The organism is Gemmatimonadota bacterium (assembly GCA_016719105.1).
In the GTDB taxonomy this organism is placed as follows: Bacteria; Gemmatimonadota; Gemmatimonadetes; order Gemmatimonadales; family Gemmatimonadaceae; genus SCN-70-22.
In genome coordinates, this window is sequence record JADKAQ010000023.1 from 24,733 (window position 1) to 47,642 (window position 22,910).

Below are 22,910 nucleotides of genomic sequence, written 5' to 3' on the forward strand. Positions count from 1 at the left end.
CCCGTCGCCCACTCCGCCCCCCGCGTGTCGCTAGCTCGTCGTGGCGTAGCGCCCAGCCACGTAGTGCTCCAGGATGACCAGGAACTCCTCGACGATGCGCTCTCCCTTGAGCGTCGTCATCAGCTTCCCATCCACGTAGACCGGCGCTTTCGGATCCTCGAACGTCCCCGGGAGCGAGATCCCGATGTTGGCGTGCTTCGACTCGCCGGGACCGTTCACCACGCACCCCATCACGGCGACCTTCATCTCTTCCACGCCGGGGCGCGTCGCGCGCCAGACGGGCATCTGCTCGCGCAGGTACGTCTGGATGTCCTCGGCCATGTGCTGGAAGAAGGTCGAGGTCGTGCGCCCGCAGCCCGGGCACGCCGTGACCTGCGGGGTGAACGAGCGCAGCCCTAACGATTGCAGGATCTGCTGCGCCACCTGCACCTCTTCGGTGCGGTCGCCATTGGGCTTGGGCGTGAGCGAGACGCGGATCGTGTCGCCAATCCCTTCCTCCAGCAGGATCGAGAGCCCCGCCGTGCTGGCGATGATCCCCTTGCTCCCCAGCCCCGCCTCGGTCAGCCCCAGGTGCAACGGGTAGTCACACCGCTTCGCCAGGCGGCGATACGTCTCCACGAGGTCTTGCACCTGCGAGACCTTGGCCGAGATGATGATCTGGTCGTGGCGCAGCCCGACCTCCTCGGCCAGCGCCGCCGATCGGAGGGCGCTCTCGAGCATCGCGTCGATGTAGACATCGCGCGCGTCGCGCGGCTCGGCGGCGACGGCGTTCGCGTCCATCATCTCGGTCAGGAGGTCCTGGTCCAGCGACCCCCAGTTCACCCCGATACGGACCGGCTTGTCGTTGGCCACCGCGACCTCGACGATGGACCGGAAGTTCTCGTCGCGTCGCTTGCTCCCGACGTTGCCCGGATTGATGCGGTACTTCGCCAGAGCCTGCGCGCATGCCGGGTACTTCGTGAGCAAGAGGTGCCCGTTGTAGTGAAAGTCGCCGACGATCGGGACGTTCACTCCCAGGTCGTGCAGTCGGCTGACCATCTCGGGGACCGCCTGGGCGGCCTCGTCGTTGTTGACCGTGACACGGACGATCTGCGACCCGGCCCGAGCCAAGGCGGCGACCTGCGCCGCCGTCCCGGCAGCGTCGGCGGTATCAGTGTTGGTCATGGATTGCACCACCACCGGATGTGGAGCGCCCACGAGCACGCCACCTATCGAGGCAACGACGGTCCTTCTGCGCGCAGCAAATGTCACTCTGTATGATCCTCCCGGGACGGCACTAAGTTAAAGCGCGACGCCCTGCTCGTCTCCCGTCTCCCTCCTCCCGTCTCCAGAACCATGGCCGACCCCGAAATCCCCGACCGCGGTTACAACACCAAGGACGTGGCGGAAGTCGCGGCCCCGAAACGGAAGAGTTTCGCTCGCCGCCACTGGGGCAAGCTGGCCCTGGCTGCCATCCTCGGCATCCCCTCGGCGGTTCAGCTGGCCCGTTCGTATGCCGCCCTCGCCTTCACCTACTCCACCGGCGACCGGATAGGCTACGTCCAGAAGCTCTCCCGGAAGGGGTGGGTCTGTAAGACGTGGGAAGGAGAGCTGCAGATCTCCAACATTCCGGGGAGCGCTCCGGTGCTCTTCTACTTCACGGTCCGCGACGACTCGATTGCGGCGGCGATCCAGGGGGCCGAAGGGAAGCAGGTCGCGCTCACCTTCGACCAGCACCCCGGCATTCCGCTCTCCTGCTTCGGCGATACCGAGTACTTCGTCACTGGCGTCCGCGCGATCAACCCGCAGCCTGGGTACCCCGGCACCTCCGTGACCCCGGCGCCCCCCACGCTCCCCGTCCCGGTCGTCCCTCCGTCGGCTACAACGCCCGTCCCAGTCCCCTAAGAAAGGCAGAAGTACGGTGCGGCATTTCGCGGCCGCATCGCGGCGCGTAACCCCTGCGCCAACACATACAGCATTGTTCAGCTAGCCGGGCAGTCCTATATTCTGCGCGCTCGAACGCGCCCTTGGGCCTTTGGGTTCGGGGCGCGTTGTTCTTCCGGTGCGGAAGGAAGACGCTCGTCGAGCGGAATGTCCGCTGCATGGCTTTTGCCTGGGTCGGCGTCTCTGCGCTTCCCGGCAAGCTTACCTCAGGAGTGCAGTATGCGTACGACCGGCAAGGTGAAGTGGTTCAACGACGCGAAGGGGTTCGGCTTCATCACCCCCGACAACGGCTCCAAGGACTGTTTCGTGCACTACAGCTCCATCCAGGGCTCGGGCTTCAAGTCCCTGGCCGAGGGTGACGCTGTGGAGTTCGAGATCACGCAGGGTGAAAAGGGCCCTGCGGCCGAGGGCGTCGTCAAGATCAGCTAGTCGTAGGAACCACCCAGCCTAACGGCAGGGCGAAGGCCAGCAGGGCGTCCCGCGAGGGGCGCCCTGTTTCGTTCCTGGGCCACCACTCGCAGCTTCGGCGTACTCCCGCCACGGCTCGTCCCCCCCAACCCGCGGTTCGACGCGCCGGACTCGCCGCCTCCCCCTCGTCGCCCTAACGTTGGGCAACCGTTGCCGGTCGCCCCGATACGCCGAGGACCTCCATGATTCGCTCTCGCTCATTGGCCCAGCGCGCTCCGGTGCTGCGCCGCGTGCCGTACGCCGCCCTGCTCGCCGGGCTCGTGCTCGCCCCGGCAGTTGTGCCTCGCGCGGCCTCGCTCCAGGCGCAGTCGACCGCTCCTCGCCCCGCCGACCCCGCCGCTGATCGCGAAGCGGTGCGCCGAGCGGCCCTCGACTACATCGAAGGCTTCTACGAGGGCGATTCCACCAAGCACGTGCGCTCCATCCGCCCGGAGTTCTACAAGTACGGCTTCTACTTCGACCCCGACTCGGCGCGCTACCGCGGGATGCAGATGACCTGGCCCCGCGCCCTCGCCTTCTCGCGGCGGGTGCGCGAGAGCCGCAATCCGGCCCCGGCGACCGCGCCAAAGGAGGTCCAGATCTTCGAGGTCAACGACCAGACGGCCAGCGCCAAGGTGCGCGCCTACTGGGGGACCGACTATCTGCTGCTCGGCAAGTTCGATGGCAGGTGGATGATCTCGCACGTCCTCTGGCAGTCGCCGCCGCCGCAGCCCTGACAGCAGCCGGGCGTCGCGTCCCAGCGCGCCGCACGAGAGATTGTGGTCGGCTGAGCGCCAGGCGATCCCTGGTGCGCCCTCCCCACCCTCATCCGCATCGCCATGCGACGTTCTGTCGTGCGCACGCTCGCGCCGCTTGCCTTCGCGCTCCCCGCGTTGCTCCCGGCCCAGCAGCAGACGCCTCCGCCCACGGCCCCGCCTAACGCGGCACCAGGACAGGCCGGCCAACCGCCGGCCCGCCGCGGCCCGCGCCCGTACGCCCAGGTCATCACCGACAAGGCGGTGACCGATGCCGGCGGGATCACCGTGCATCGCGTCGATGAGCGCTGGTTCTTCGAGGTCCCCGATTCGCTCGCCGGGCGCGACCTCCTCTTCGTGACGCGCATTGCCGGCGTCCCGGCTGGCTTCGACGGCTTCATCTCGGCTGGGACGTCGCTCGGGGAGCGCGTGGTGCGCTGGGAGCGGCAGGGCGACCGCGTGCTGCTGCGCACCGTGGGCTTCGATGCGGTCGCCGATGATTCGCTCCCCATCGCGCTCTCGGTCGCCAGCAACAACGTCGGACCGATCCTCGCCGCCTTCCCCATCGCCGCCTTCACGCGCGATAGCGCGTCCACCGTGGTCGATGTCACCGATTTCTTCACCGGCGACACACCGGTGCTGAGCGGGCTCTCGGCGGCGCAGCGCCGCACGTATGCGGTGCGGCGCCTCGACCCGGCGCGTTCGTTCATCAACGTCGTGCGCTCCTTTCCGCAGAACGTCGAGGTGCGCCACACGCAGACGTTCGATGCCGGGGAGCCGCCGTCGGAGCGAGAGGCCGGGACCATCTCCCTCGAGATGCGCCAGTCGTTCGTCGTCCTCCCCAAGATGCCGATGCGTCCTCGCTATGCCGACGCGCGCGTGGGCTTCTTCTCGGTGTCACGGGTGAACTACGGCCTCGATGAGCAGAAGGCGGCGTCCCAGACCTTCATTCGTCGCTGGCGCCTGGAGCCCAAGGATCCGGCGGCGTACGCGCGCGGTGAACTGGTCGAGCCCGTGAAGCCGATCGTGTACTATCTCGATCCGGCGACCCCCACCAAGTGGCGCCGCTACGTGCGCGAAGGGGTCGAAGCCTGGCAGAAGGCCTTCGAGAAGGCCGGCTTCAAGAACGCGATCATCGCCAAGGATCCGCCCAGCAAGGCCGAGGACCCGGAGTGGGACCCGGAGGATATCCGCTACTCGGTGGTGCGCTGGGCTGCTTCGCTCGTGCGCAACGCCGTGGGACCGAGCACCAGCGACCCGCGCACCGGTGAGATCATCGAGAGCGACATTACCTGGTACCACAACCACATGCGCTCGTATCGCAATCGGTTGATGGTGGAGACTGGCGTCGCCAATCCCGCGGCCCGCTCGCTGGAGATCCCCGAGGAACTGATGGGGGAGACGATGCGGCAGGTGATCACGCACGAAGTCGGGCACGCGATCGGGCTCCCGCACAACATGATTGCGTCGAGCTCCTTCCCGGTCGACTCGTTGCGCAAGCCGTCGTTTGCCTCGGTCTATGGCGTCTCGGCGACCATCATGGACTATGCGCGGCAGAACTACGTAGCCCAGCCCGGCGACGGGCTCGCCCCCAAGGACTTCGTGCGCCGCCTTGGCCCCTTCGACGACTTCGTGATCAACTGGGGGTATCGCGCGCTGCCGCAGGCGGCCACGCCGGAGGCCGAGCGCCCGATCCTCAACGGATGGGTCATCAACCAGAGTGGTCCCTTCCCGTATCGCTACAGCGAACAGTTCCTGAGCGGGATCGATCCGCGTTCGCAGACCGAGGACGTGGGGGACGATCCGGTGAAGGCGACGGGCTACGCCATCGCCAACATGAAGAAGCTCGTCCCGCAACTCACCGCGTGGACGACCAAGCCCGGCGAAGACTATGAGGACCTGGCCGAGCTGTACGGAGAAACGTTAGGCATGTGGGGGCTGTACATGGGGCACGTGACGTCGGTCATCGGCGGCATGACGATCGACGCGAAGACGGCGGAGCAGGCGGGCGCGGTGTATTCGCCGGTATCGAAGGCGCGGCAGAAAGCCGCCCTCAACTTCCTGGCCGAACAGGTGGTTCGCACGCCGGGCTGGTTGGCGCCGCAGGACATCGTGTCGAAGATCGGCCCGGGGACGGGAGGGGCGTCGCTCGCCGTGCGGCAATCGAACGTGATCGCGCAGCTGCTCGACGCGCGACGGCTCGATCGCCTGGCGATCGGCGAACAGCTCGACGCCGCGAACGCCTATCCGGTGAGTGAGTACCTTGGCGACCTGCGGCGGGCGGTGTGGAGCGCGCCGGCGCTCCCGCTCGACGCCAATCGCCGTCAGCTGCAGCGCGTGTACCTCGAACGGTTGGAGGCGTTGCTCGCGCCGCCGCCGGCGCCGGCGGCCAACCCGTTCGGCGGCGGCGGTGCCGGTCGCGCACTCCCCGCGCTGCTGGTCGCGCCGAACGTGCGTCGCACCGACCTGTCGGCGCTGGCGCGCGCCGAACTGCGCGCGGTGCGTGAGACGGCGCGCGCGAGCGTGGCCACGGCAGCCGGCGTAAGCCGCGCGCACTGGCAAGACGTGGCCGACCGGGTGGAGGAGATCCTGGAGAAGCAGAAGGGGAGGTAAGGCCCCGGCGCCCGGGCTTCGCTGACACCACAACGCCCCCTCTCGGGTGAGAGGGGGCGTTTCGGTTATCCCGCACCTGGCGAAGCGCCCGTAACGCGGGCGCGCCAGTTCCCGCCTCACTTCCCCACGTTCAGGAATGCCGTGATGATCACCGCGTTGCTGAAGTCGATGAAGAACGCTCCCACCATCGGCAACACCAGAAAGGCCCGCGGCGCCGCGCCGAAGCGCTCCACGAGCGAGTTCATGTTGGCCACCGCGTTCGGCGTGGCGCCGAGTCCGAAGCCGCAGTGCCCCCCGGCCATCACGGCCGCGTCGTAGTCGCGCCCCATCAGGCGGAAGGTCACGAACATCGCGAACGCGGCCATCATCGCCACCTGTACCATCAGGATGGCCAGCATCGGGAGGGCGAGGTCGAAGAGCTCCCACAGGCGCAACGACATGAGCGCCATTGTGAGGAAGAGCGCGAGCGCGATCGTTCCCAGGTCGTCGATGGTGCGCGTGGCGATGCGCACGACGCCCGTTCCCTCGAACAGGTTGCGCGCCACGGCCGCCACGAGCATCGCGCCGATGTACGCTGGAAGCGTGACGTACTGCGCGGCCCACTTGGAGACCACGCTACCCAGTGCCATGCACCCGAGGATGACGGTAATCATCTGCAGCATCACATAGGCGGTCGGTGCCTCCCCCACCGTCTCCGTGTCGATCTCGGCGTCGAGCGACGACGCCTCGGCCTCTCGCGACGTGGCGGCGCTCCCCGCATCGGCCACACCGCCGGAGCGCAGCTTGAAGCGCTGAATCAGTCGCGTCCCCACCGGTCCGCCGATGATACCTCCCGAGACCAGCCCGAAGGTGGCGGCCGCCATCGCGAGCGCGACGGCGCCCGGCAGTTGGCCCTGTTCCTCCAGCAACTTGCCGAATGCTGCCCCCGTCCCGTGCCCGCCGGTCATGGTGATGGAGCCGGCAATGAGCCCGAGCCGGGGGTCCACGCCTAACAAGCTGGCGAGCGTCATCCCCACGCCGTTCTGCAGTGCCGCGAGCACCGAGGCGGCGATCCAGAAGACGAGCACCTGCGGCCCACCGCGCTTGAGCAACGCGAGCGAGGCGCCGAGCCCGATGGTGGTGAAGAAGGCGATCATGAACGGCGTCTGCAGCGTTGTATCGAACTCGAAGGCCAACATGCCAGACTGTCGCAGCGCGAGTGCCAGCATGGCGAACGTGAAGCCGCCGATGACCGGCGCCGGAATGTTGAAGCGATCGAGCACCCCGACGCGTCGCCGGATGCCGTAGCCGACAAAGAGGATCACCGCAGCCAACGCCACGGTCTGGATCATGTCGAGCTTGAGAGACGTCACGACGGAGCTGGGAGTGAGGATGAGGTGGACGCCGCGCGACGCGATGTCGTCGAGCCTGGTGAGGTACGCGGCAGTGGCACGTTCACGTTGAGTGCGGTTGAAGCGCGAGGTGCGCCAGCCCTATCGCCTCACCTTCCCACGCCCGTCCGGCGTCGCGCGCTCGCGCTCCCCGCCCAATTCGCGCACCGTCAGCAGGAACGCGTCGCCTCCCTTGGGCTGCACCTGAATCGCGACGGCCGGATACGCGCTACGTCCGGCTGGGAGCGCGGCCTGCCACGCATTCGCCCGCGCACTCCACGGTCCTCCCTTCGCACGCTCGGACGGCTGGTCGGTGACCGCCACGTATCCGAAGGCCGGGTTGAACAGTACATCCTGATAGTCGAAGGCCACGGCCCCCGAGGGAAGCCCGGTGTGGTCCACCACCGCCTTCCACTTCCCGGCCGCCGGTGCCAACACCCGAACAGACTCGTCGCCCGATGCGTCGCCATCGGCACGAGCAGCGACGCACTCCTTCCCCGTGCAGTCGAAGAGATACAGATCAAGGTCACCATCATTGGCCGCTCGAACACGCGCGGTGAGCAGCGTGGTGCCGGCGGGCACATCGATGTCGTACACACGCTGCTCGCGTGAGGTGAGGTTGCCGCGATCGCGGCGCGCGCCCCCCATTGGGAGCCCCACCGCGCCCCCCGGGAAGGGAGCAAAGCTGTTGGTCATCGAGACATCGACGGCGCTGCTGCCACCGTTGTTGCCATCGCTGCTACCGTTGCCGCGCAACGCGGTCGCGATCGCCTCGGCGCCTAACGCCGAGACCGTGACCGTCACGGCGGTGGGCGGGACGGCGGAATCGACCTTGGCCTGCTGCCAATCGAACGTGCGTGTGTCTTCCACGTCCTGCAAGCGCACCTCCCAAACTCCCGCCGCCGGCTCGCTCACCCAGTACGTCATGTTGCCTGGTGCGGGCGCCGCCGCCGGGCCTTGTCCGATCCCGGTGATGTTGCGCGTGTCGGGACGCGTAATGGCCACGCTGGGGCGTCGCTTGGGTGCGTTCACCTCCACGCGCAGCGCCGAGATGCCGGCGGGGACGCGATAGTAGAGGTGCGTCATTCCTGGTCGCGGGATCTCCACCTTCTGCTGCACCGTGTAGCCGCTGTCGCTCGCCAGCACGTGCGCGGCGACGACAGTGGCCTGCGTGCGAAACTCCACCCCCGGTGCCCCGACGTAGTCGAGCGTGAGGATTGCTGAATGCACGCCGGGCGTGGCAGGGGCAATGCGCACCGGCATGTCGACCGGGCGGTTCAGCGGGAGCGTGATGGTCGACGCCGACGAGAACGTTGCGCCGTCATTCCCGAGCCAGCCTAACGTGAACGAGAGCGGTGCGCGCGGTCCGCCGGTCCGGGTGAGGGTGATCGTGCGCGTCCCCGTGTCGCCTGCCGCCCATCCCTCGCGCTCGAAGATCCCCACCCCCATGTGTGGCTCGGCCAGCAAGTGGCTCGTCGCGTGACGAACGGGGGCACGCGAGGTGATCGCGATCGCGCTGCGCGACGTGTCCATCGCCAGCAACGCTTCCCACGCCCCGGCGATGTTCACCACGCCGTTCCCCTGCTTGTAGGAGGGCAGATGCGCGATCCACCGCCCGGACGTGATCAGCGCCTGCCGCAGGCGATATGCGTCGTAGGCGACGCCGCGCTGCTTGGCCGCGCTGATGAGGAGCGCCACCGCACCGGCCGTCGTTGGCGTCGCGGTCGAGGTGCCGCCGGCAATGTTGTAGCCCGGGGGGAGCTGCATCAGCCCGGGGATCGCGGTTCCTTCGATGAAGCCGCGCCCCGTGCTCACGTAGTTGGAGGGGGCGATGATGTCCGGCTTCGCCGCACCGTTCCCCATCGGCCCGTACCCGCCGGTGATGAGGAGGTTGTCATCGTTCTGCACCCGCACGCCGTGGTTGGCCATGAAGTTGGCCTTGCTCTCGTGTGCCCCCACCGAGATCGCCCCGGGCGCCAACGCGTAGTCGTCGATGGCGCCTAGCATCGCGTAGTTGTGCGTCGGGATCACAATGGGCTTCTTGTACTTCGCAATGAGCCGCCCATAGATGACTGTCGGGACCAGGCGACCATCGAAGAGCAGGTAGTTACGGGCGATGAGCGAGCTCTGTTCGAGGAAGACGACGTCGACGTCGGGATGCTTGACCGCGATGATCACTGCCTCCGTTTGCCCGTATGCGGACCCGCCTTCGGCGACGTTCACGAGCTGCGCCCCGGGCGCCACGCCGTCGAATCGTCCGCTGGTTCCGCGACTCGCCACCGCCGCGCCCACCACCAGCGAGGCGTGGCTCGCCACGCCGAAGTTGAGCGACACAAGCTTGCGTCCGCGATCGATCTGCACCGCGTAGCTCACGCTCTCGCGAATCGGCGTCGCTGGGTTGTCTCGTCCGAGCACCCCGAACTCGGGGCGCGTGGCGTAGTCGGTGAAGGCCTTCTCGTCGCGAAAGTCCCGGTCCTGGTCGGTGTCGAGCCAGACGTCGTTGCTTGCCTCGTTCCACAGCACGGCAAACAGACGGCTCGATCCCTTGGGGTTACCGTCGCGGTTCAGGTCCTTGTCGATCCCGGCCCGATTGAGCGAGTCGAAGACCGCCTCATCCACGATGGCGATGCGATAGGTCCCGGACGCCGGCGCCGTGAAGGCAGAGTCTTTGTAGGTAAACGCGCCAATGGATGACGCCACGACCGAGTCCTTCATGCGCAGCCACTGTCCATCCTCCTCGTCGTCGATGTCGACCGCATTCCGGTAGCCAATGATCTTGCGCGTTGGCTTGCCGTCGAGCGTCGTGGCCAGCTGAAGCTCGGGGAGCAGGGCGTCGAGGCTCTGATCGATGATGGCGATCGTCGTCCCGCGGCCGTCGAACGTCGGGTTGGCCCGACGCCAGTCCAGCGCTCCCATGTCACTCAGCGGGTCGTAGCGATCGGTGAGCGGCGTCTCGGGGAGCGTCGGGGGCCAGCGCTTCTTCGTCGTGTCGAGCGCCGTCCATGGCCTCCCATATGGGGGGACGAATGGGAGCGTGGATGGCGACGACTCGTTTCGCGCCTGCGCCGGTGTCGCGTCGGCCAGGCCGAAGGCGCGTCCCAGGCGCGAGATCGAGACATCGACGCTATGCACGAGTGGATCGCGCACGAGACGCTCGACGCTGTCCACCCGCACATGCACGCGCAGGTAGTCCACGTCGTCGTCGCGATAGCGCACCGTCCCGCCCAGCCCAGCGACGAGTGCGGCAGCCTTGGCGTTGGCGCCGGGCATCGACGCCACGACCAGGGTGACGCTGGAGTCGCCACGGGCGCGCGCCGCCGCGATCTCGCCGCGCGCATCCTTGAACAGGAAGGGGCGCCGCGGTGGGTCGCCGCGCTGCTGCGCCGTGAGCGCCGACGCGCCCAGCAGGAGGGCCGGAAGGAGGCAGAGCGGCGAGGCACGCATAGGTCACCTGGGTCCTGGGAGTGCGCGAATCTCGGGGGCGGGGCACGCCCTGTCGAGAGGCGCTGAGTCGCGCGACAGCGTTAGGCAGCGGTCTGATACCTCACGGGGTCGACTCACCCATCCGGCGCGCCGCCGCGGCTCGTACGAGATCGGTGCGGGGACGTGCCCACGACGATCACGGGCACCCGTCTGCCCACACCACGCTCCCGCATCCTCGCCCAGTGCTCGCGGCGTGCGGGAGAAGCCGCTGACCACGACCGCATCTGCTGCGCGACCGGCGCCCCTCGCCCGACACTGGGCGCTCCTGTGCCTGGTCGCTATTTGGCTGCCGGCACGATCACCCCATCCACGACGTGCACCATCCCGTTGGAGCCGCGTACCGAGCCGACAATCTTGGCGCCGTCAATCGTGATGTCGGTTCCCGTCTTCTTGATGGTCACCGAGCCGCCATCGGCCATGCTGAGTGACATGCCGTCGGTGAGGTCTGCCGCGTCCCACACCGACGTCGTCACGTGGTGCTGCAGGATCCCGCGCAGCTTGTCGACGTTCTCTGGCTTCAGCAGGTCATCGACCGTCCCCTTGGGGAGTTTGTCGAACGCGGCGTTGGTCGGGGCGAAGACGGTGAACGGACCGGCGTTGGCGAGCGCGTTCACCAAGTCGGCTGCCTTGAGCGCCGCGACGAGCGTGGTGTGGTCCGGCGATCCGACGGCGATCTTGACCACGTCCTTCTGGGATTCGTTGTCCTCGACATTGGCCTGACCGACGGAGGGGGAAGCGTCCGGCGTTGCCGGCGCCGGAACGGCGCCGTCGTCGGAACCCGAGGCGCACGCGAGCGGGAGAGTCGCGACGAGAAGGAGCGACAGGAGGGAGCGGGGGCGCATAAGACCGAGCCTGTGAGCAGGAATGCCGCAGAAGTCGTACAGCTTTATGTGGGCGCATGCATGTGCTCTGCGACGCGCGCAGGAAGTCAGGGAGCGACCGGTGCGCGTGTCGTCGGTTTGCCACGAGGCAGGCCGGGTGAATCCCCCGCGCGATGGTGGGCGACGTTGGCGCGACGACGTTGCATGATGCGTCCGGTACCACCGAGCACGCGGTTCCCTCGCGATGCACGCGATGCACGCGATGCACGCGATCGACGCCGTGACCGTGATCACGCCGCCGGCGCGTCGCCTGTCGCTCGGGCTCGCTTGAGCCCACCGGATAACGTCCACCGCGCGGTGCAACGTCTCCCGAGTGGCGCCCCTTCCCGCTCCGGATAGCTTGTGTTCGCGGGCGACGAGCGCTGGGAGCCGAACGCAAACCGTGGGGACGGGGGGTGAAAGGATGATGGAATGCGAGCGGCAGGTCGTGCGTCGCGCGGCCGTGGTGACGGCGACCATGGTGCGGCTGGCGGTAGTTGTCGTGGTGGCACTGGTGGTGGCCACATCTGTCCTGGTGCGCGACGCCCATGCGCAGCGGATGGGAGCGGAGCCCAAGCTCAAGCGGGAGGCGATCGTCCCCGACAGCAATGATGCGCTCGCGCTGTATCGCGTCGGCATGCAGGTCATCGAGCGCGATCCAGCCAAGGCCGCCGATGCGTTCTACTGGGCGGCACGCGTCAATCCTGCCGCTGCCGAGCCGTTGTACGGGCGTTATGCCGCCCTGATCCTGCGCGACCCCACCCTCTTGCGCCGCCGGCTGCAACAGACCGACCGCAACCCCTCGAAGGAGCTGCGCCAGCTCGACTCGCTCCTGCTGCGCGCCCTCACCATCAACCCGTTCCTCTATCGTCGCTTCGACCAGACGATCCTGCGCACGGCCCTGAAGCAGTCGGTGACGCAAGCGGCCGGTGGCCCAGGCGAGGTGAACTCGTCCGAGCTCGACTACGCCATCACCAACTACCTCAACCGGGCCGGCCATTGGATGCAGGGGTGGATGGCGTACTCGGAGGGGCGATTTCCCGACGCGCTCGCGCTCTATGCCAGCGCGGCCAAAACCACCCGGCAGAAGGCGTCGATTCGCATTGATCGGGCGCGCATCTTCGGGATGACCGGCGTCGTCGACAGCGCGGTTGCCGAGCTGCAGGCGGCGCTCACGGAGTTGCGCGCCTCGGACGAGAAGGACCGGGTGGTGGTCTACAACTCGAAGGCCATGCTCGAGCATTCCATCGGGACGCTCCTGGAGGGGAAGGACGACATTGCCGGCGCCCGCGAGGCCTACGGGCGCGCGCTGCAGGAAGACCTCGCGTTCTACCCGGCGCACCTGCGCATCGGGCTCCTCGCGTTAGGCCAGCGAGACACGACCACCGCCATCAGTGAACTCGAGGTCGCCGCCCAGGTCGCCGCCGACGATCCGTACGTGCACTACACCCTGGGCTTCACCTTGGCCTACGCGCAACAACTCGACCGCGCCGTTGAAGCGCTCACCAAGGCGAGCACGCTCGAGCCGCTGTACGCCATGCCGCACGCGATGCTGGGCCGCGTGTGGGAAGCCAAGCGCGACGCCGTGAAGGCCGCCGCGGCGTACGACGCCTACCTCGCCCGGGCAAGCCAGAGCGACCCGCAGCGGGCCGAGATACAGCAGCGACTCGATGACGTGAAGGCATTCCTCAAGGGGCAGGACTAGCGAGATGGGATGGCGCGTCCGGCGCACGTCGCAACACGCCCTCCGTGTGGCGTCTGCCGCAGCCCTCGCCGCACTCATGGTCGTGGTAATGGTCGCGGTCGCGCCCGTCGCGCGTGCGCAGGACTCCACGCGCGCCGTCACCCGGCCACGTACCGCGTATGAGGACCTGCAGCTCTTCTCGCAGGTGCTGAACCAGCTGCGCGTCAACCATCCCGACTCCCTCGACACGCACGTGCTCATCATGGCCGCCATCCGCGGCATGGTGCGCGCCGCCGATCCCCACTCGTACGTGATGCCGGCGGTACGCCTGGCCCCGGCGCTGGCAGAATTGCAGCGCAAGGGGAAGCTCACCCCACTTCCGATCGCCTTCACCTTCGTGGGTGGCAGCCCGGTGATCGCGAGCGTCGCCCCCGGGACAAAAGCGGCGCAGCAGGATGTGGTCATCGGCGACGAACTCGTGGCCGTAAACGGCACGCCGGTCACCGCCGAGAGCGCAGAGGAGCTGGAGCTGGCGTTGAGCGGCGCGCCGGGGAGCGCGGCCGCGCTCACGCTCGATCGCATGCGCGCCGACGGGACTCGCGCACGGGTGGAGCGGCGAGTCATTCGGCAGCATGTCGATGACGCGACAGCCGTGCCCGTCGCCATCATGCTCGACGGCACCACCGGCTACGTGCGGGTGACCACCTTCGCCAACACCGCGGTGGCCGACGATCTGCACGACGCGTTGGGGCGGCTCGAGGGAAAGGGGATGCAGCGCCTGATCCTCGACCTGCGTGACAACGGCGGCGGCATCGTCCAGCAAGCGGCCCGCGTGGCCGGTGAGTTCCTCCCGACGGATGCCGTCGTCTATTCCTCCAGCGGGCGCAAGAAGGAAGTGATCGACACCGGGCGCGTGAAGCGGTCGTTCTGGAGGTCGGAGCGCCGCTACCCCATCGTGGTGATGGTGGATCAGGGGACCGCGAGCGCCGCGGAGCTGGTGGCTGGCGCCCTGCAGGACCACGACCGGGCACTCATTGTCGGGCGCGCGACCTTCGGCAAGGCGCTGCTGATGCAGGGGCTCCCGCTCACCGACGGCTCGATGATCATGCTCGTGGTGGGACAGGTGCGCACCCCGTGCGGGCGACTCATCCAGCGGGCGTATCGCAGCATCACGTCGCGCGACTACTACCGTCTGGCGGGTGAGGCCCGCGATACCGCCGGACGTCCGTCGTGCAAGACCGACCGTGGACGCGTGGTGTACGGCGGCGGAGGGATCTATCCCGACGTACTCCTCCCGCAGCCAGACGCCGCGCCGGTCTGGGTGGCCAGGCTCAACGAAGCGGACGTCTGGCTCGAATGGCTCGCAGGCTACCTCCCCAGCGACGGTTCGCGCCTCACGACGCTCGACGCCTTCGTCGCCGACGAGACGCCGAGTGCATCGGCAATCGCGCTCTTTCGGGCCCTCGCCAGCAAGCACCTGATCGAGATCCCGGCCGACGCCGACGCCACGCTCTGGCGGCTGATGCGTCGCGTGGTGGCGGGGGCCAAATGGGGCGAGGGCGGTGCCCTCACGCTGCGGGCCCGAGGTGATGCGCAGGTGCGTGCCGCGTGGGAGAGCTTTGCGCGAGCGGCGGAGCTGCGTGGGCCGGGGCAGTAGTCACCCGCTCCAACCCAAACGCCGACCGGCCACCCCAACTGGAGTGGCCGGTTTCCGTTCATCGGCGTAGGCGAGCCGGGGCGACTTGTCCCGAACTACACGGCCAACGCTCGCCGCGCCCGCTCGATCTGCGCCGTGACCGCGCGAGGCCCCGTCCCGCCTTCCACCTCGCGACGCTGCAGCGAACGCTCCGGCGACAGCGCGTCGACGACGTCGTCGCCGAAGGCCGCGTGGGCCGCCGCAAAGGCGGAACGCGGCAGTGCGTGGAGTTCGAGCCCCGTCGCCTCGGACTCGCGCACGAGCGCGCCGACCGCCTTGTGTGCCTCGCGGAAGGCGATCCCCTTCTCCACCAGGTAGTCGGCCAGGTCGGTCGCCATCATGCCGCTCGACACCGCCGCGCGCATGCGCGCCGCGTCGAACGTGAGTTCGCTCACCGCACCGGCCACGGCGGGGAGCACCAGCAGCATGGTGTCCACGGCGCCGAACATGGCCCGCTTGTCGTCCTGCAGGTCCTTGTTGTAGCCGCTGGGTAGTCCCTTGAGCGTCCCCAGCACGGACACCAGGTCGCCCAGCAGGCGCCCGGCCGATCCGCGTGCAATCTCCAGCGCATCCGGGTTTCGCTTCTGCGGCATCATGCTCGACCCGGTGCTGTAGCCATCGCCGAACTTCACGAAGGCGAACTCGCTCGAGCCGTACAGGATCAGGTCCTCGGACAGCTTCGACAGATGCGTGGCGATCAGCGAGCAGACGAAGACGATTTCCGCCACGAAGTCGCGGTCGGCGACGGCATCGATGGAGTTGGGTGACACCGCCTCGAAGCCCAACGCCTCCTTGAGGAAGGTGCGCGGCACCGGGAAGGCGCAGCCCGCAACCGCCCCCGAGCCTAACGGCAGGGTGGCGGTGTGGCGTGCGGCCGAAGCCAGCCGCTGCCGGTCGCGCTCCAGCGGCCAGAAGTGCGAGAGCATCCAGTGTGCTCCCGAGACCGGGATGGCGCGCTGCATGTGCGTGTACGCGGGGAGGATCGTCTCCTGGAGCGACTCCGCCTGCGTGAGGAAGACCTGTTGCACCTCACGAATGGCGGCGTCGAGGCGCTGGCAGGCATCCATCGCCCAAAGCCGCGATGCCGTGGCGACCTGGTCGTTGCGCGAGCGCCCGGTATGGAGCTTGGACGCCGGCGCCCCCGCCTCCTCGTGCAGGAGGCGGTCGATCATCGTGTGGATGTCCTCGTCCGAGTCGACAGGGGGCTCGCCAGCCGCAAGACGGACCGCGACCCGGTCGAGCCCCACGCCGATGGCGTCGCTCTCGTCTGTGGTCAGGACGCCGGCACGGTTGAGCGCCACGGCCCACGCCTTGGAGAGCTGCACGTCGAAGGGCCAGAGCCGGAAATCGACCCCGATGGAGCGGTTGACCGCATCCATGATGGCGGCCGACTTGGCGTTGAAGCGCCCCCCCCACAAACGGTGCCCTCCGCCAGCTGCAGCGCTGGCCCCGCGGTCCCCGGCCGGTGTCGGCGCGCCCGGGGCGTCGTTCGTTCGCTCGGTCACGACGCGCGATGGATCAGGATTGCGGGCCGGCAGCGCCCGTCGCCACCCCCTGCCCGGCGATCACGTTGCTCCCCTCGTACGCGCGATGCGTTGGTCGAAACTTCGAGCCCGCCAGAGTAGGCAAGGGCGATGGTCAACATGTGTATGCCCCGAAAAACCGGATAATCAGTCAGTAGCGCTGCATAATCTACCAGCGCGAGAAAGGGAGTCAATCGGGCCAGGCTCCGCCGACGGTGGCGATGAGCGGAGGCGACACGACCCGCGGGCGCAGCACACGGTGCAGGAGGCCACGTTATGCGTTGCGTCTGGCAGAAAGCCGGCTCGCTCACGACGCGCGTCAGCCGGGGGCCGACAGCTTCTCAATGCGCTTGTGTAGTCGCTCGCGCGCGTCGCGGGAGCGGCAGATCACGAGCACGGTGTTCTCCCCGCCAATCGTCCCCACGACCTCGCTCCACCCGGCCGAGTCGATCGCCTCTGCCACGGGCTGCGCACCGCCGTAGATGGTCTTCACGACCAGCAACTCTCCGACGCCGTCCACCGAGTCGCAGAACTGCGGGAGCACATCCTCCACGAGCGTACGCTCGTCCTCGCCGGCCAACGACTCCGGGGATGCGTAGCGCGGGCCGTCGACCGTGGGAATGCGGACCAGTCGCATTTCGCGCAGGTCGCGCGAGAGCGTGGACTGGGTCACCTCCCACCCGCGCTCCTTCAGGAGCTGCCGCAGCTCCTCCTGGCTCCCCACGGGTTGGGCGGAGACGAGCTCACGAATGGCCGCGTGACGATCGCGTTTATTCACGGAAGTCGTAGTAAGAGAAGTGCTCGGCAGACTTTAGCACGCGCCGCCGCGCCCAACCACCCCTCCGGAGACAAGACGGGTCATCGGGACGACGGGAGACGGGATTCCAATCCGTGCGCGCCATAGGCGGCCGCGCCGCCTACGGACTCGCCCGCCCGTTTTCGGCAGAGAGATTGACACCGGCGTTGTGCGTAAGTATGCATTATGCGTGCATAGAATTCCCGTTGGTGTCTTCGGGGCGAGTGGGTATGCCGGGCGAGAGCTCTGCAGCCTCATCAATGCCCATCCCCAGCTCGAACTGGTGTACGCGACTGCGAACTCGCAGCGCGGCGAACGCGCATGGCTTGGCGGGCGCGACGTCTCGTTCGTCGCCCCCGACGATGCCCCCATCCGTCAGGCCGAACTGGTCTTCAGCGCCCTCCCGCACGGTGCGTCCGCGTCGTGGATCGCGCGCGCGCGCGCGGAAGGGGTGCGAGCGATCGACCTCTCGAGCGACCTCCGCCCGGGACATGGCGCCCACCACGTCCCGTATGGGCTCACGGAGGTCGCGCGCGAACAGCTGCGCGGCGCCGAGGTGATCGCCAATCCTGGCTGCTATCCCACGGCGATCCTGCTTTCGCTGGTTCCACTCCTCGAGCGCGGTCTCATCAGGACCGGGTCGACGATCGTGGTCGACGCGGCGAGCGGGGTGACCGGAGCGGGGAATTCCCCGAAGCCGGAACTCCTCTTTGGCGAGGTCACGGAGAACTATCGCGCCTACGGTGTGGGCAACGACCACCGGCATCTCCCGGAGATGCGCGCGCTCGTGAACAGCTACGAGCGCGACGTGGATCTCCTGTTCACGCCGCATCTCCTGCCCGTGGCCCGTGGGATCCTGGCCACGGTGACGGTGCAGCTCAACGAGGAGATCGACCAACCGCTCGCCATCTGGCACGAGCACTACGCCGGCGAACGCTTCATCGAGATCACCGACCAGCTCCCGACGCTGCGTGAGGTCGTGCATCGCAACGTCGTGCGCATCACGGTCCGCAAGACCGTGGGGCTTCGCACCCCGACGCTCGTCCTGCTCTCGGCCATCGACAACCTCATGAAGGGGGCCGCGGGGCAGGCGCTGCAGAACGCCAACGTGTCGCTCGGACTCCCCGAGGGGATGGGGCTCCCGCTGTGACCACCGCCGCGCAGGCCGCCCCACCGCGCGCCGCCCCCACGCGCGTCATCAAGATTGGCGGGCGGGCGCAGGGCGACCCGGCCCTCCCCGCGGCGATCGCCGGCGCCGTCAGCGCCGGGGCGCGCGTCGTCGTCGTGCACGGTGGCGGCGACGAGGTGACGCAGCTGCAACGCCAGATGGGACTGGAGCCCACTTTCCACAACGGGCGTCGCGTCACCACCGAGGGCGACCTCATGCTGGTGCGCATGGTCCTCTCCGGCACGGTGAACAAGCGCCTCGTGGGAGCCTTCGCCGCGGCGGGGGTCAAGGCGGTCGGCGTCTCGGGAGAAGATGGTGGGCTCCTCACCTGTCGCCTGTTCGGCGAGGGGATCCTGGGGGCAGTGGGCGAGCCGCAGGCGGTGAATCCGGCGCTCCTCACTACACTCCTCGATGCGGGGTACACCCCTGTCGTCTCGCCACTGGGGCGCTTTGCCGATGGTAGCGGGTGCAACGTCAACGGCGACGACGCGGCGGCCGCCATCGCCGCCGCGTTAGGCGCCGACGAACTCCTCCTCGTGGCGGACGTCCCCGGTGTGCTCGACGCCGCAGGCGAGCGCATTCCACAGCTGGACGGCGAGGGGATGACGGCGCTCATCGCCAGCGGCGTGGCCAAGGGGGGCATGACCCCCAAGCTCGAATCGGCCCGCCTGACGCTCGAACGCGGCGTCGCCCGCGTTCGCATCGGGGACTTCGCCGCCATCGCCGATCCCTCGGCCGGCACCACGCTTCTCCTCGCCACCGCCGTCCGACGACCGCGGTAGGGTGGCCGAGGGAGGCCGGTGTGGCACGGGGTGGCGCGATGCGCACCCATGACACCCTCCCCCCCACGCCACGTCTGCGCCCCTCGCCGTACCGCCCTTCCGCCTTCCTCTCCTCTGAGGTCCAGATGTCCGCCACCGTCGCCTCGCACCCTGTGACTGACTCGCTGCTCCCGGTATACAAGCGCGCCCCGATGGAGTTCGTGCGCGGCGAAGGGGTCGATCTCATCGACGCCGATGGCAAGCGATACCTCGACTTCACCAGCGGGATCGCGGTGAACGCGTTGGGCTATGGCGACGTGGCCCTCGTGGAGGTCATGAAGCGCGCCGCCGAAGGGTTGATTCACACGTCGAACCTCTTCCGCACGGCACCGGGTGAGCAGCTGGCGGACAAGCTGGTCGCGTCGTCCTTCGCCGACCGCGTCTTCTTCTGCAATTCGGGGGCGGAGGCGAACGAAGGGGCCTTCAAGTTCGCGCGACGCTGGGCGCGCAACATCGGCGGGCCGGCCAAGCATGAGATCTTCTCGTTGCGCGGTGCCTTCCACGGGCGCCTCTTCGCCAGCGTCGCCGCCACGGATCGCCCGCAGTACCGGATGCCCTTCCGTCCGTTGGCCGGGGGGATCTCGATTCTCGAACGCGACCTCGACGACCTCGACATCTCGCTCAGTTCCGAGACGACGGCCGCGCTGATCCTCGAGCCGATCCAGGGCGAAGGCGGCGTGCGCGTCCTCGAGCCCGAGTTCGTACGCGCGGTGCGCCAGCTGACGACGGAACGCCGCATCGCGCTGATCTTCGACGAGATCCAGTGCGGGCTGGGACGCACCGGTCACCTCTTCGCCTACGAACGTCTGGGCGTCACGCCCGACCTGCTCACGTTGGCCAAGCCGATCGCCGCCGGGCTCCCCATGGGGGCAATCCTCGCGACCGAGGACGTCGCGTCGGCGATGCAGCCCGGCGACCACGGGACGACCTTCGGGGGGGGGCCCTTCGTGGCGTCGGTGGCGTCGCACGTCTTCGATCGCCTCTCCGATCCGCAGATGCTCTCGCATGTGCGCGAGTCGGGGACCTGGTTCGCCGACCAGCTGCACGGTATCGCGTCCCGCACACAGAAGATCCGCGCGATCCGCGGGGCGGGGCTCATGTGGGGCTTCGACGCCGTCGATCCGGCGGCCGAGATCATCGGTCGCGCGCGCGAAGCGGGACTCCTCCTGGTGTCGGCGGGAGAGCACACGATCCGCATCCTCCCGCCGTTGGTCATCACACGTGACGAGCTCGGGCGCGGCCTGGCCGTGCTCGAGCAGGTACTCAGCGCCTAACGCACGCGGCCGCTACCTGCGGCATTCGGCGACACCACGGGGCGCGGCCACAACGGCTGCGCCCCGTGCTGCGTCTCGTGGCGCATTGGCACTCCACGCCACACGGCTAGAAGACGACGCCGATCGCGAGCGGGATGGTCCGCACGCCGCTGAACGCCACGCGTTCCTCGTCGAGGGAGAGCGCATGCAGGCGCGCCTCCACGAACGCTTCCACTCGGCCGACGCGGAAGCGCACCCCTGCTCCGCCGTTGTAGGCGAGGGCCGTCTGGTTCACGTCGCGGTCACGCGAGGCGGCGAGGGTGTTGATGCGCGTCGCACCGACCCCGCCCACCAGGTACGCCCCGCGCGCCAGCGGGAGCTCCAGGTTGGCCAGCAACGAGAGCAGCGTCGAGGCACCGACTGCGTCGCTTCCATCGCCCGGCACGACGCGCGCTCCCGCCGTGCGCGACATCGCCAGCGCCGCCGGACTCATGGCCAGCGGAACGACCGTCCCCACCCCATCCTTGAGGCCGAAGCGACCGACGCCCAGTTCGGGGCGCAGGCGCACCCCCTCGCCCGCGAGGCGAATGAGGAGCGACACGGCGCCATGCACGCCGACGGTGTGGTCATCCCCGAAGGCGCCCGCAGGAATCGCGGCGCCACCAGAGGCGACGACCGCCATCGGGCGCGCGGGTGCCTGCGACCACGAGCGGGTGGGCAGCGCTGCAAGCACGAGCACGGCTGCGGCGACGGAGGGCAATGGACGACGCATGGGGCGGGCGGTGCGAGCCGAAGAGGTGGCGATCTCGATACAGTCTCAACGCGCGCCGGTGTGTCGCGCGTTGCAGAATGTACGGGACCCCGGCCGGACCGCACCACGGCGCGGGTGTAGATTCCCGTCGATCCTCACTCCCCGATTGTTGATGCGCCGCTCTCTCCTCGCGTTCACGGTTGCACCGCTCGTCCTCACGGCGTGTGGCGCGTCGGCGCAACCGCGCGCCACGCTCCCGCGCACGCGGCTGGTGGTCCACCTGTCGGTGGACCAGCTGCGCCCGGACTACCTCGACCTCTACCGCGCGCAGTTCACGGGTGGACTGGCCAGGCTCCTCAAGAGTGGCGCGTACTTTCCCAACGGATTCCAGGACCACGGCATCACCGAGACCGCGCCCGGGCATTCGACGATGATGTCGGGGCGGTTTCCCCGCAGCACGGGCATCGTGGCGAACGACGCCGGGGTGCTCGACATCCAGTTTCCGCTCATCGGTACGACCGGTGACCCGGCCTCTCCGTACCGCTTCCGTGGCACGGTGCTCGGCGACTGGATGCGCTTTGCGAATCCGCGGGCGCGACTGCTCTCCGTGTCGCGCAAGGATCGTGCGGCGATCCTGCCGTTAGGCAGGGCGAAAGGGGAGGCCTACTGGTACGCGCCGAAGAGCGCGATGTTCACCACCAGTCGCTGGTACGCCGACACGCTCCCCTCGTGGGTCCAGCAGTTCAACGCGCGTCGCCTGCCGCAATCGTATGCGGGGAAGACCTGGGAGCTGCTCCTCCCCGCCACGTCGTACGCCGAGGCCGACTCCGTGGCCGTCGAGTCGCATGGAAAGGGCTTCACCTTCCCGCATCGCGTCCCCGACGACGCGGGCGCCCTCGGGGAAGCACTGAAGGACTTTCCCATGATGGACGACATCACGTTGCAGCTGGCGCTGGAGGGCGTCCGGGTGCGTGAGTTGGGCGCCGACTCCTCGCGCACGGACTTTCTCGCCGTCTCGCTGTCCACCACCGATGCGGTCGGGCACAAGTACGGCCCCGATTCCCGCGAGTTGCACGACCACCTGCTCCGCGTCGATCGTTACCTCGGCACCTTTCTCGACTCCCTGTTCAGGCTGCGCGATTCGTCCTCGATCACCTTCTCGCTCACGGCCGACCACGGCGTGGCACCCTTCCCGGACGCATCCCTCGTCAGCAGGTACCGGAGTGCACCGGCGGGGCGGGTGATGCTCGCGTCCATCGTACGTCCCCTCTACGAGTCGCTCGCCAAGGCCGGGGTGGAAAGCGCCGGCTACCAGTGGGACGCTGGTGTCCTCTACCTGGACCCGGTCCACTTTGCACGCGCGCGCGTGAATCGCGACTCCGTGGCGCGTGCCTTTGCCCGTCGCGTGGCCAGCACCCCCGGCGTGATGCGCGCCGACGTCTACGCCGACCTCGTGAAGCGCGGAGCCGGTGCCGACGACATCACGCGTCGCTGGTTGCACATGTTTCCTGCCGACGTCCCGGTGGCGGTCGTCGTGACCCTCAAGCCGTTCTGGTACCTCGGGGCGGTGCAGGAGGCGAGTCACGGCACGCCGCACGACTACGACAGCCGCGTCCCCGTCCTCTTTTCCGGAGCGGGGGTGAAGCCCGGACGCTACGAGGACACGGTGCGTGTCGTCGACATTGCCCCCACGCTGGCGGCGATCCTCTCGCTACGCGCCATGGAAGTGCTCGATGGGCGTGTCCTGACGCGAGTGCTTCGTTAGGC

At 68.5% G+C, this 22,910-nt stretch carries 17 protein-coding genes; 10 read left to right on the forward strand and 7 right to left on the reverse strand.

What is annotated here, in order from left to right:
• Positions 1-30: 30 nt before the first annotated feature.
• Complete coding sequence (gene ispG / locus IPN47_20585) at positions 31-1,251, reverse strand: flavodoxin-dependent (E)-4-hydroxy-3-methylbut-2-enyl-diphosphate synthase (GenBank protein ID MBK9410394.1); 1,221 nt, start codon at positions 1,249-1,251, stop codon at positions 31-33.
• 84 nt (positions 1,252-1,335) lie between these two features.
• On the opposite strand from ispG, the gene IPN47_20590 reads away from it, so the two are divergent.
• The 4 genes from IPN47_20590 to IPN47_20605 all read left to right on the forward strand — a co-directional run bounded on the left by IPN47_20590 (position 1,336) and on the right by IPN47_20605 (position 5,738).
• Entirely contained in the window at positions 1,336-1,884 is a 549-nt protein-coding gene (locus IPN47_20590) for a hypothetical protein (protein ID MBK9410395.1), read from the forward strand.
• Between the two features lie 258 nt (positions 1,885-2,142).
• Entirely contained in the window at positions 2,143-2,352 is a 210-nt protein-coding gene (locus IPN47_20595; GenBank protein ID MBK9410396.1) for a cold-shock protein, read from the forward strand.
• A 221-nt stretch (positions 2,353-2,573) separates the two neighbouring features.
• Positions 2,574-3,107, forward strand: a complete 534-nt coding sequence (locus IPN47_20600) for a nuclear transport factor 2 family protein (GenBank protein MBK9410397.1) — start codon at positions 2,574-2,576, stop codon at positions 3,105-3,107.
• Between the two features lie 102 nt (positions 3,108-3,209).
• Complete coding sequence (locus tag IPN47_20605; GenBank protein ID MBK9410398.1) at positions 3,210-5,738, forward strand: zinc-dependent metalloprotease; 2,529 nt, start codon at positions 3,210-3,212, stop codon at positions 5,736-5,738.
• A gap of 116 nt (positions 5,739-5,854) precedes the next feature.
• Here IPN47_20605 and gltS read toward each other — a convergent pair whose 3' ends face one another.
• The 3 genes from gltS to IPN47_20620 all read right to left on the reverse strand — a co-directional run bounded on the left by gltS (position 5,855) and on the right by IPN47_20620 (position 11,433).
• The gene (gene gltS, locus IPN47_20610) at positions 5,855-7,069 is read right to left on the reverse strand and encodes a sodium/glutamate symporter (protein MBK9410399.1); all 1,215 of its coding nucleotides are present in this window, start codon (positions 7,067-7,069) and stop codon (positions 5,855-5,857) included.
• Between the two features lie 141 nt (positions 7,070-7,210).
• On the reverse strand, positions 7,211-10,552 hold the full coding sequence (locus IPN47_20615; protein ID MBK9410400.1) for a S8 family serine peptidase: 3,342 nt from the start codon (positions 10,550-10,552) through the stop codon (positions 7,211-7,213).
• Positions 10,553-10,869: 317 nt separating this feature from the next.
• On the reverse strand, positions 10,870-11,433 hold the full coding sequence (locus tag IPN47_20620) for a fasciclin domain-containing protein (GenBank protein ID MBK9410401.1): 564 nt from the start codon (positions 11,431-11,433) through the stop codon (positions 10,870-10,872).
• Positions 11,434-11,899: 466 nt separating this feature from the next.
• Here IPN47_20620 and IPN47_20625 point away from each other — a divergent pair, with 466 nt between their 5' ends.
• Positions 11,900-13,156 carry a hypothetical protein gene (locus IPN47_20625; GenBank protein MBK9410402.1) on the forward strand — a complete coding sequence of 419 codons (1,257 nt, stop codon included), beginning with the start codon at positions 11,900-11,902 and terminating at the stop codon, positions 13,154-13,156.
• A 46-nt stretch (positions 13,157-13,202) separates the two neighbouring features.
• Positions 13,203-14,792: a PDZ domain-containing protein gene (locus IPN47_20630; GenBank protein ID MBK9410403.1), complete on the forward strand. Its 1,590-nt coding sequence runs from the start codon at positions 13,203-13,205 to the stop codon at positions 14,790-14,792.
• Between the two features lie 95 nt (positions 14,793-14,887).
• Here the strand turns inward: IPN47_20630 and argH are convergent, their stop codons facing one another.
• Positions 14,888-16,249 carry an argininosuccinate lyase gene (gene argH, locus IPN47_20635; protein MBK9410404.1) on the reverse strand — a complete coding sequence of 454 codons (1,362 nt, stop codon included), beginning with the start codon at positions 16,247-16,249 and terminating at the stop codon, positions 14,888-14,890.
• 424 nt (positions 16,250-16,673) lie between these two features.
• On the reverse strand, positions 16,674-17,132 hold the full coding sequence (argR, locus tag IPN47_20640) for an arginine repressor (GenBank protein ID MBK9410405.1): 459 nt from the start codon (positions 17,130-17,132) through the stop codon (positions 16,674-16,676).
• A gap of 208 nt (positions 17,133-17,340) precedes the next feature.
• On the opposite strand from argR, the gene IPN47_20645 reads away from it, so the two are divergent.
• The 3 genes from IPN47_20645 (at position 17,341) to IPN47_20655 (ending at position 20,413) form a co-directional block, all read left to right on the forward strand.
• A complete protein-coding gene (locus IPN47_20645) occupies positions 17,341-18,300 on the forward strand; it encodes an N-acetyl-gamma-glutamyl-phosphate reductase (GenBank protein MBK9410406.1) in 960 nt (319 codons plus the stop codon).
• On the forward strand, positions 18,297-19,100 hold the full coding sequence (gene argB / locus IPN47_20650) for an acetylglutamate kinase (protein MBK9410407.1): 804 nt from the start codon (positions 18,297-18,299) through the stop codon (positions 19,098-19,100). Before IPN47_20645 ends, argB begins: the two co-directional genes overlap by 4 nt.
• Before the next feature lie 125 nt (positions 19,101-19,225).
• Complete coding sequence (locus tag IPN47_20655) at positions 19,226-20,413, forward strand: acetylornithine transaminase (GenBank protein ID MBK9410408.1); 1,188 nt, start codon at positions 19,226-19,228, stop codon at positions 20,411-20,413.
• A 106-nt stretch (positions 20,414-20,519) separates the two neighbouring features.
• Here IPN47_20655 and IPN47_20660 read toward each other — a convergent pair whose 3' ends face one another.
• Positions 20,520-21,164: a hypothetical protein gene (locus tag IPN47_20660; GenBank protein ID MBK9410409.1), complete on the reverse strand. Its 645-nt coding sequence runs from the start codon at positions 21,162-21,164 to the stop codon at positions 20,520-20,522.
• A 151-nt stretch (positions 21,165-21,315) separates the two neighbouring features.
• Between IPN47_20660 and IPN47_20665 the strand changes: the two genes are divergently transcribed.
• Positions 21,316-22,908 carry an alkaline phosphatase family protein gene (locus tag IPN47_20665; GenBank protein ID MBK9410410.1) on the forward strand — a complete coding sequence of 531 codons (1,593 nt, stop codon included), beginning with the start codon at positions 21,316-21,318 and terminating at the stop codon, positions 22,906-22,908.
• Positions 22,909-22,910 lie beyond the last annotated feature (2 nt).

Coding starts and splice junctions, on each gene's coding strand:
- IPN47_20615 (MBK9410400.1), bottom strand. CDS start 10,552: ATGCGTGCCTCGCCGCTCTGCCTCCTTCCGGCCCTCCTGCTGGGCGCG.
- IPN47_20660 (MBK9410409.1), bottom strand. CDS start 21,164: ATGCGTCGTCCATTGCCCTCCGTCGCCGCAGCCGTGCTCGTGCTTGCA.
- IPN47_20665 (MBK9410410.1), top strand. CDS start 21,316: ATGCGCCGCTCTCTCCTCGCGTTCACGGTTGCACCGCTCGTCCTCACG.
- gltS (MBK9410399.1), bottom strand. CDS start 7,069: ATGATCCAGACCGTGGCGTTGGCTGCGGTGATCCTCTTTGTCGGCTAC.
- IPN47_20620 (MBK9410401.1), bottom strand. CDS start 11,433: ATGCGCCCCCGCTCCCTCCTGTCGCTCCTTCTCGTCGCGACTCTCCCG.
- IPN47_20595 (MBK9410396.1), top strand. CDS start 2,143: ATGCGTACGACCGGCAAGGTGAAGTGGTTCAACGACGCGAAGGGGTTC.
- IPN47_20655 (MBK9410408.1), top strand. CDS start 19,226: ATGTCCGCCACCGTCGCCTCGCACCCTGTGACTGACTCGCTGCTCCCG.
- IPN47_20590 (MBK9410395.1), top strand. CDS start 1,336: ATGGCCGACCCCGAAATCCCCGACCGCGGTTACAACACCAAGGACGTG.
- IPN47_20600 (MBK9410397.1), top strand. CDS start 2,574: ATGATTCGCTCTCGCTCATTGGCCCAGCGCGCTCCGGTGCTGCGCCGC.
- IPN47_20605 (MBK9410398.1), top strand. CDS start 3,210: ATGCGACGTTCTGTCGTGCGCACGCTCGCGCCGCTTGCCTTCGCGCTC.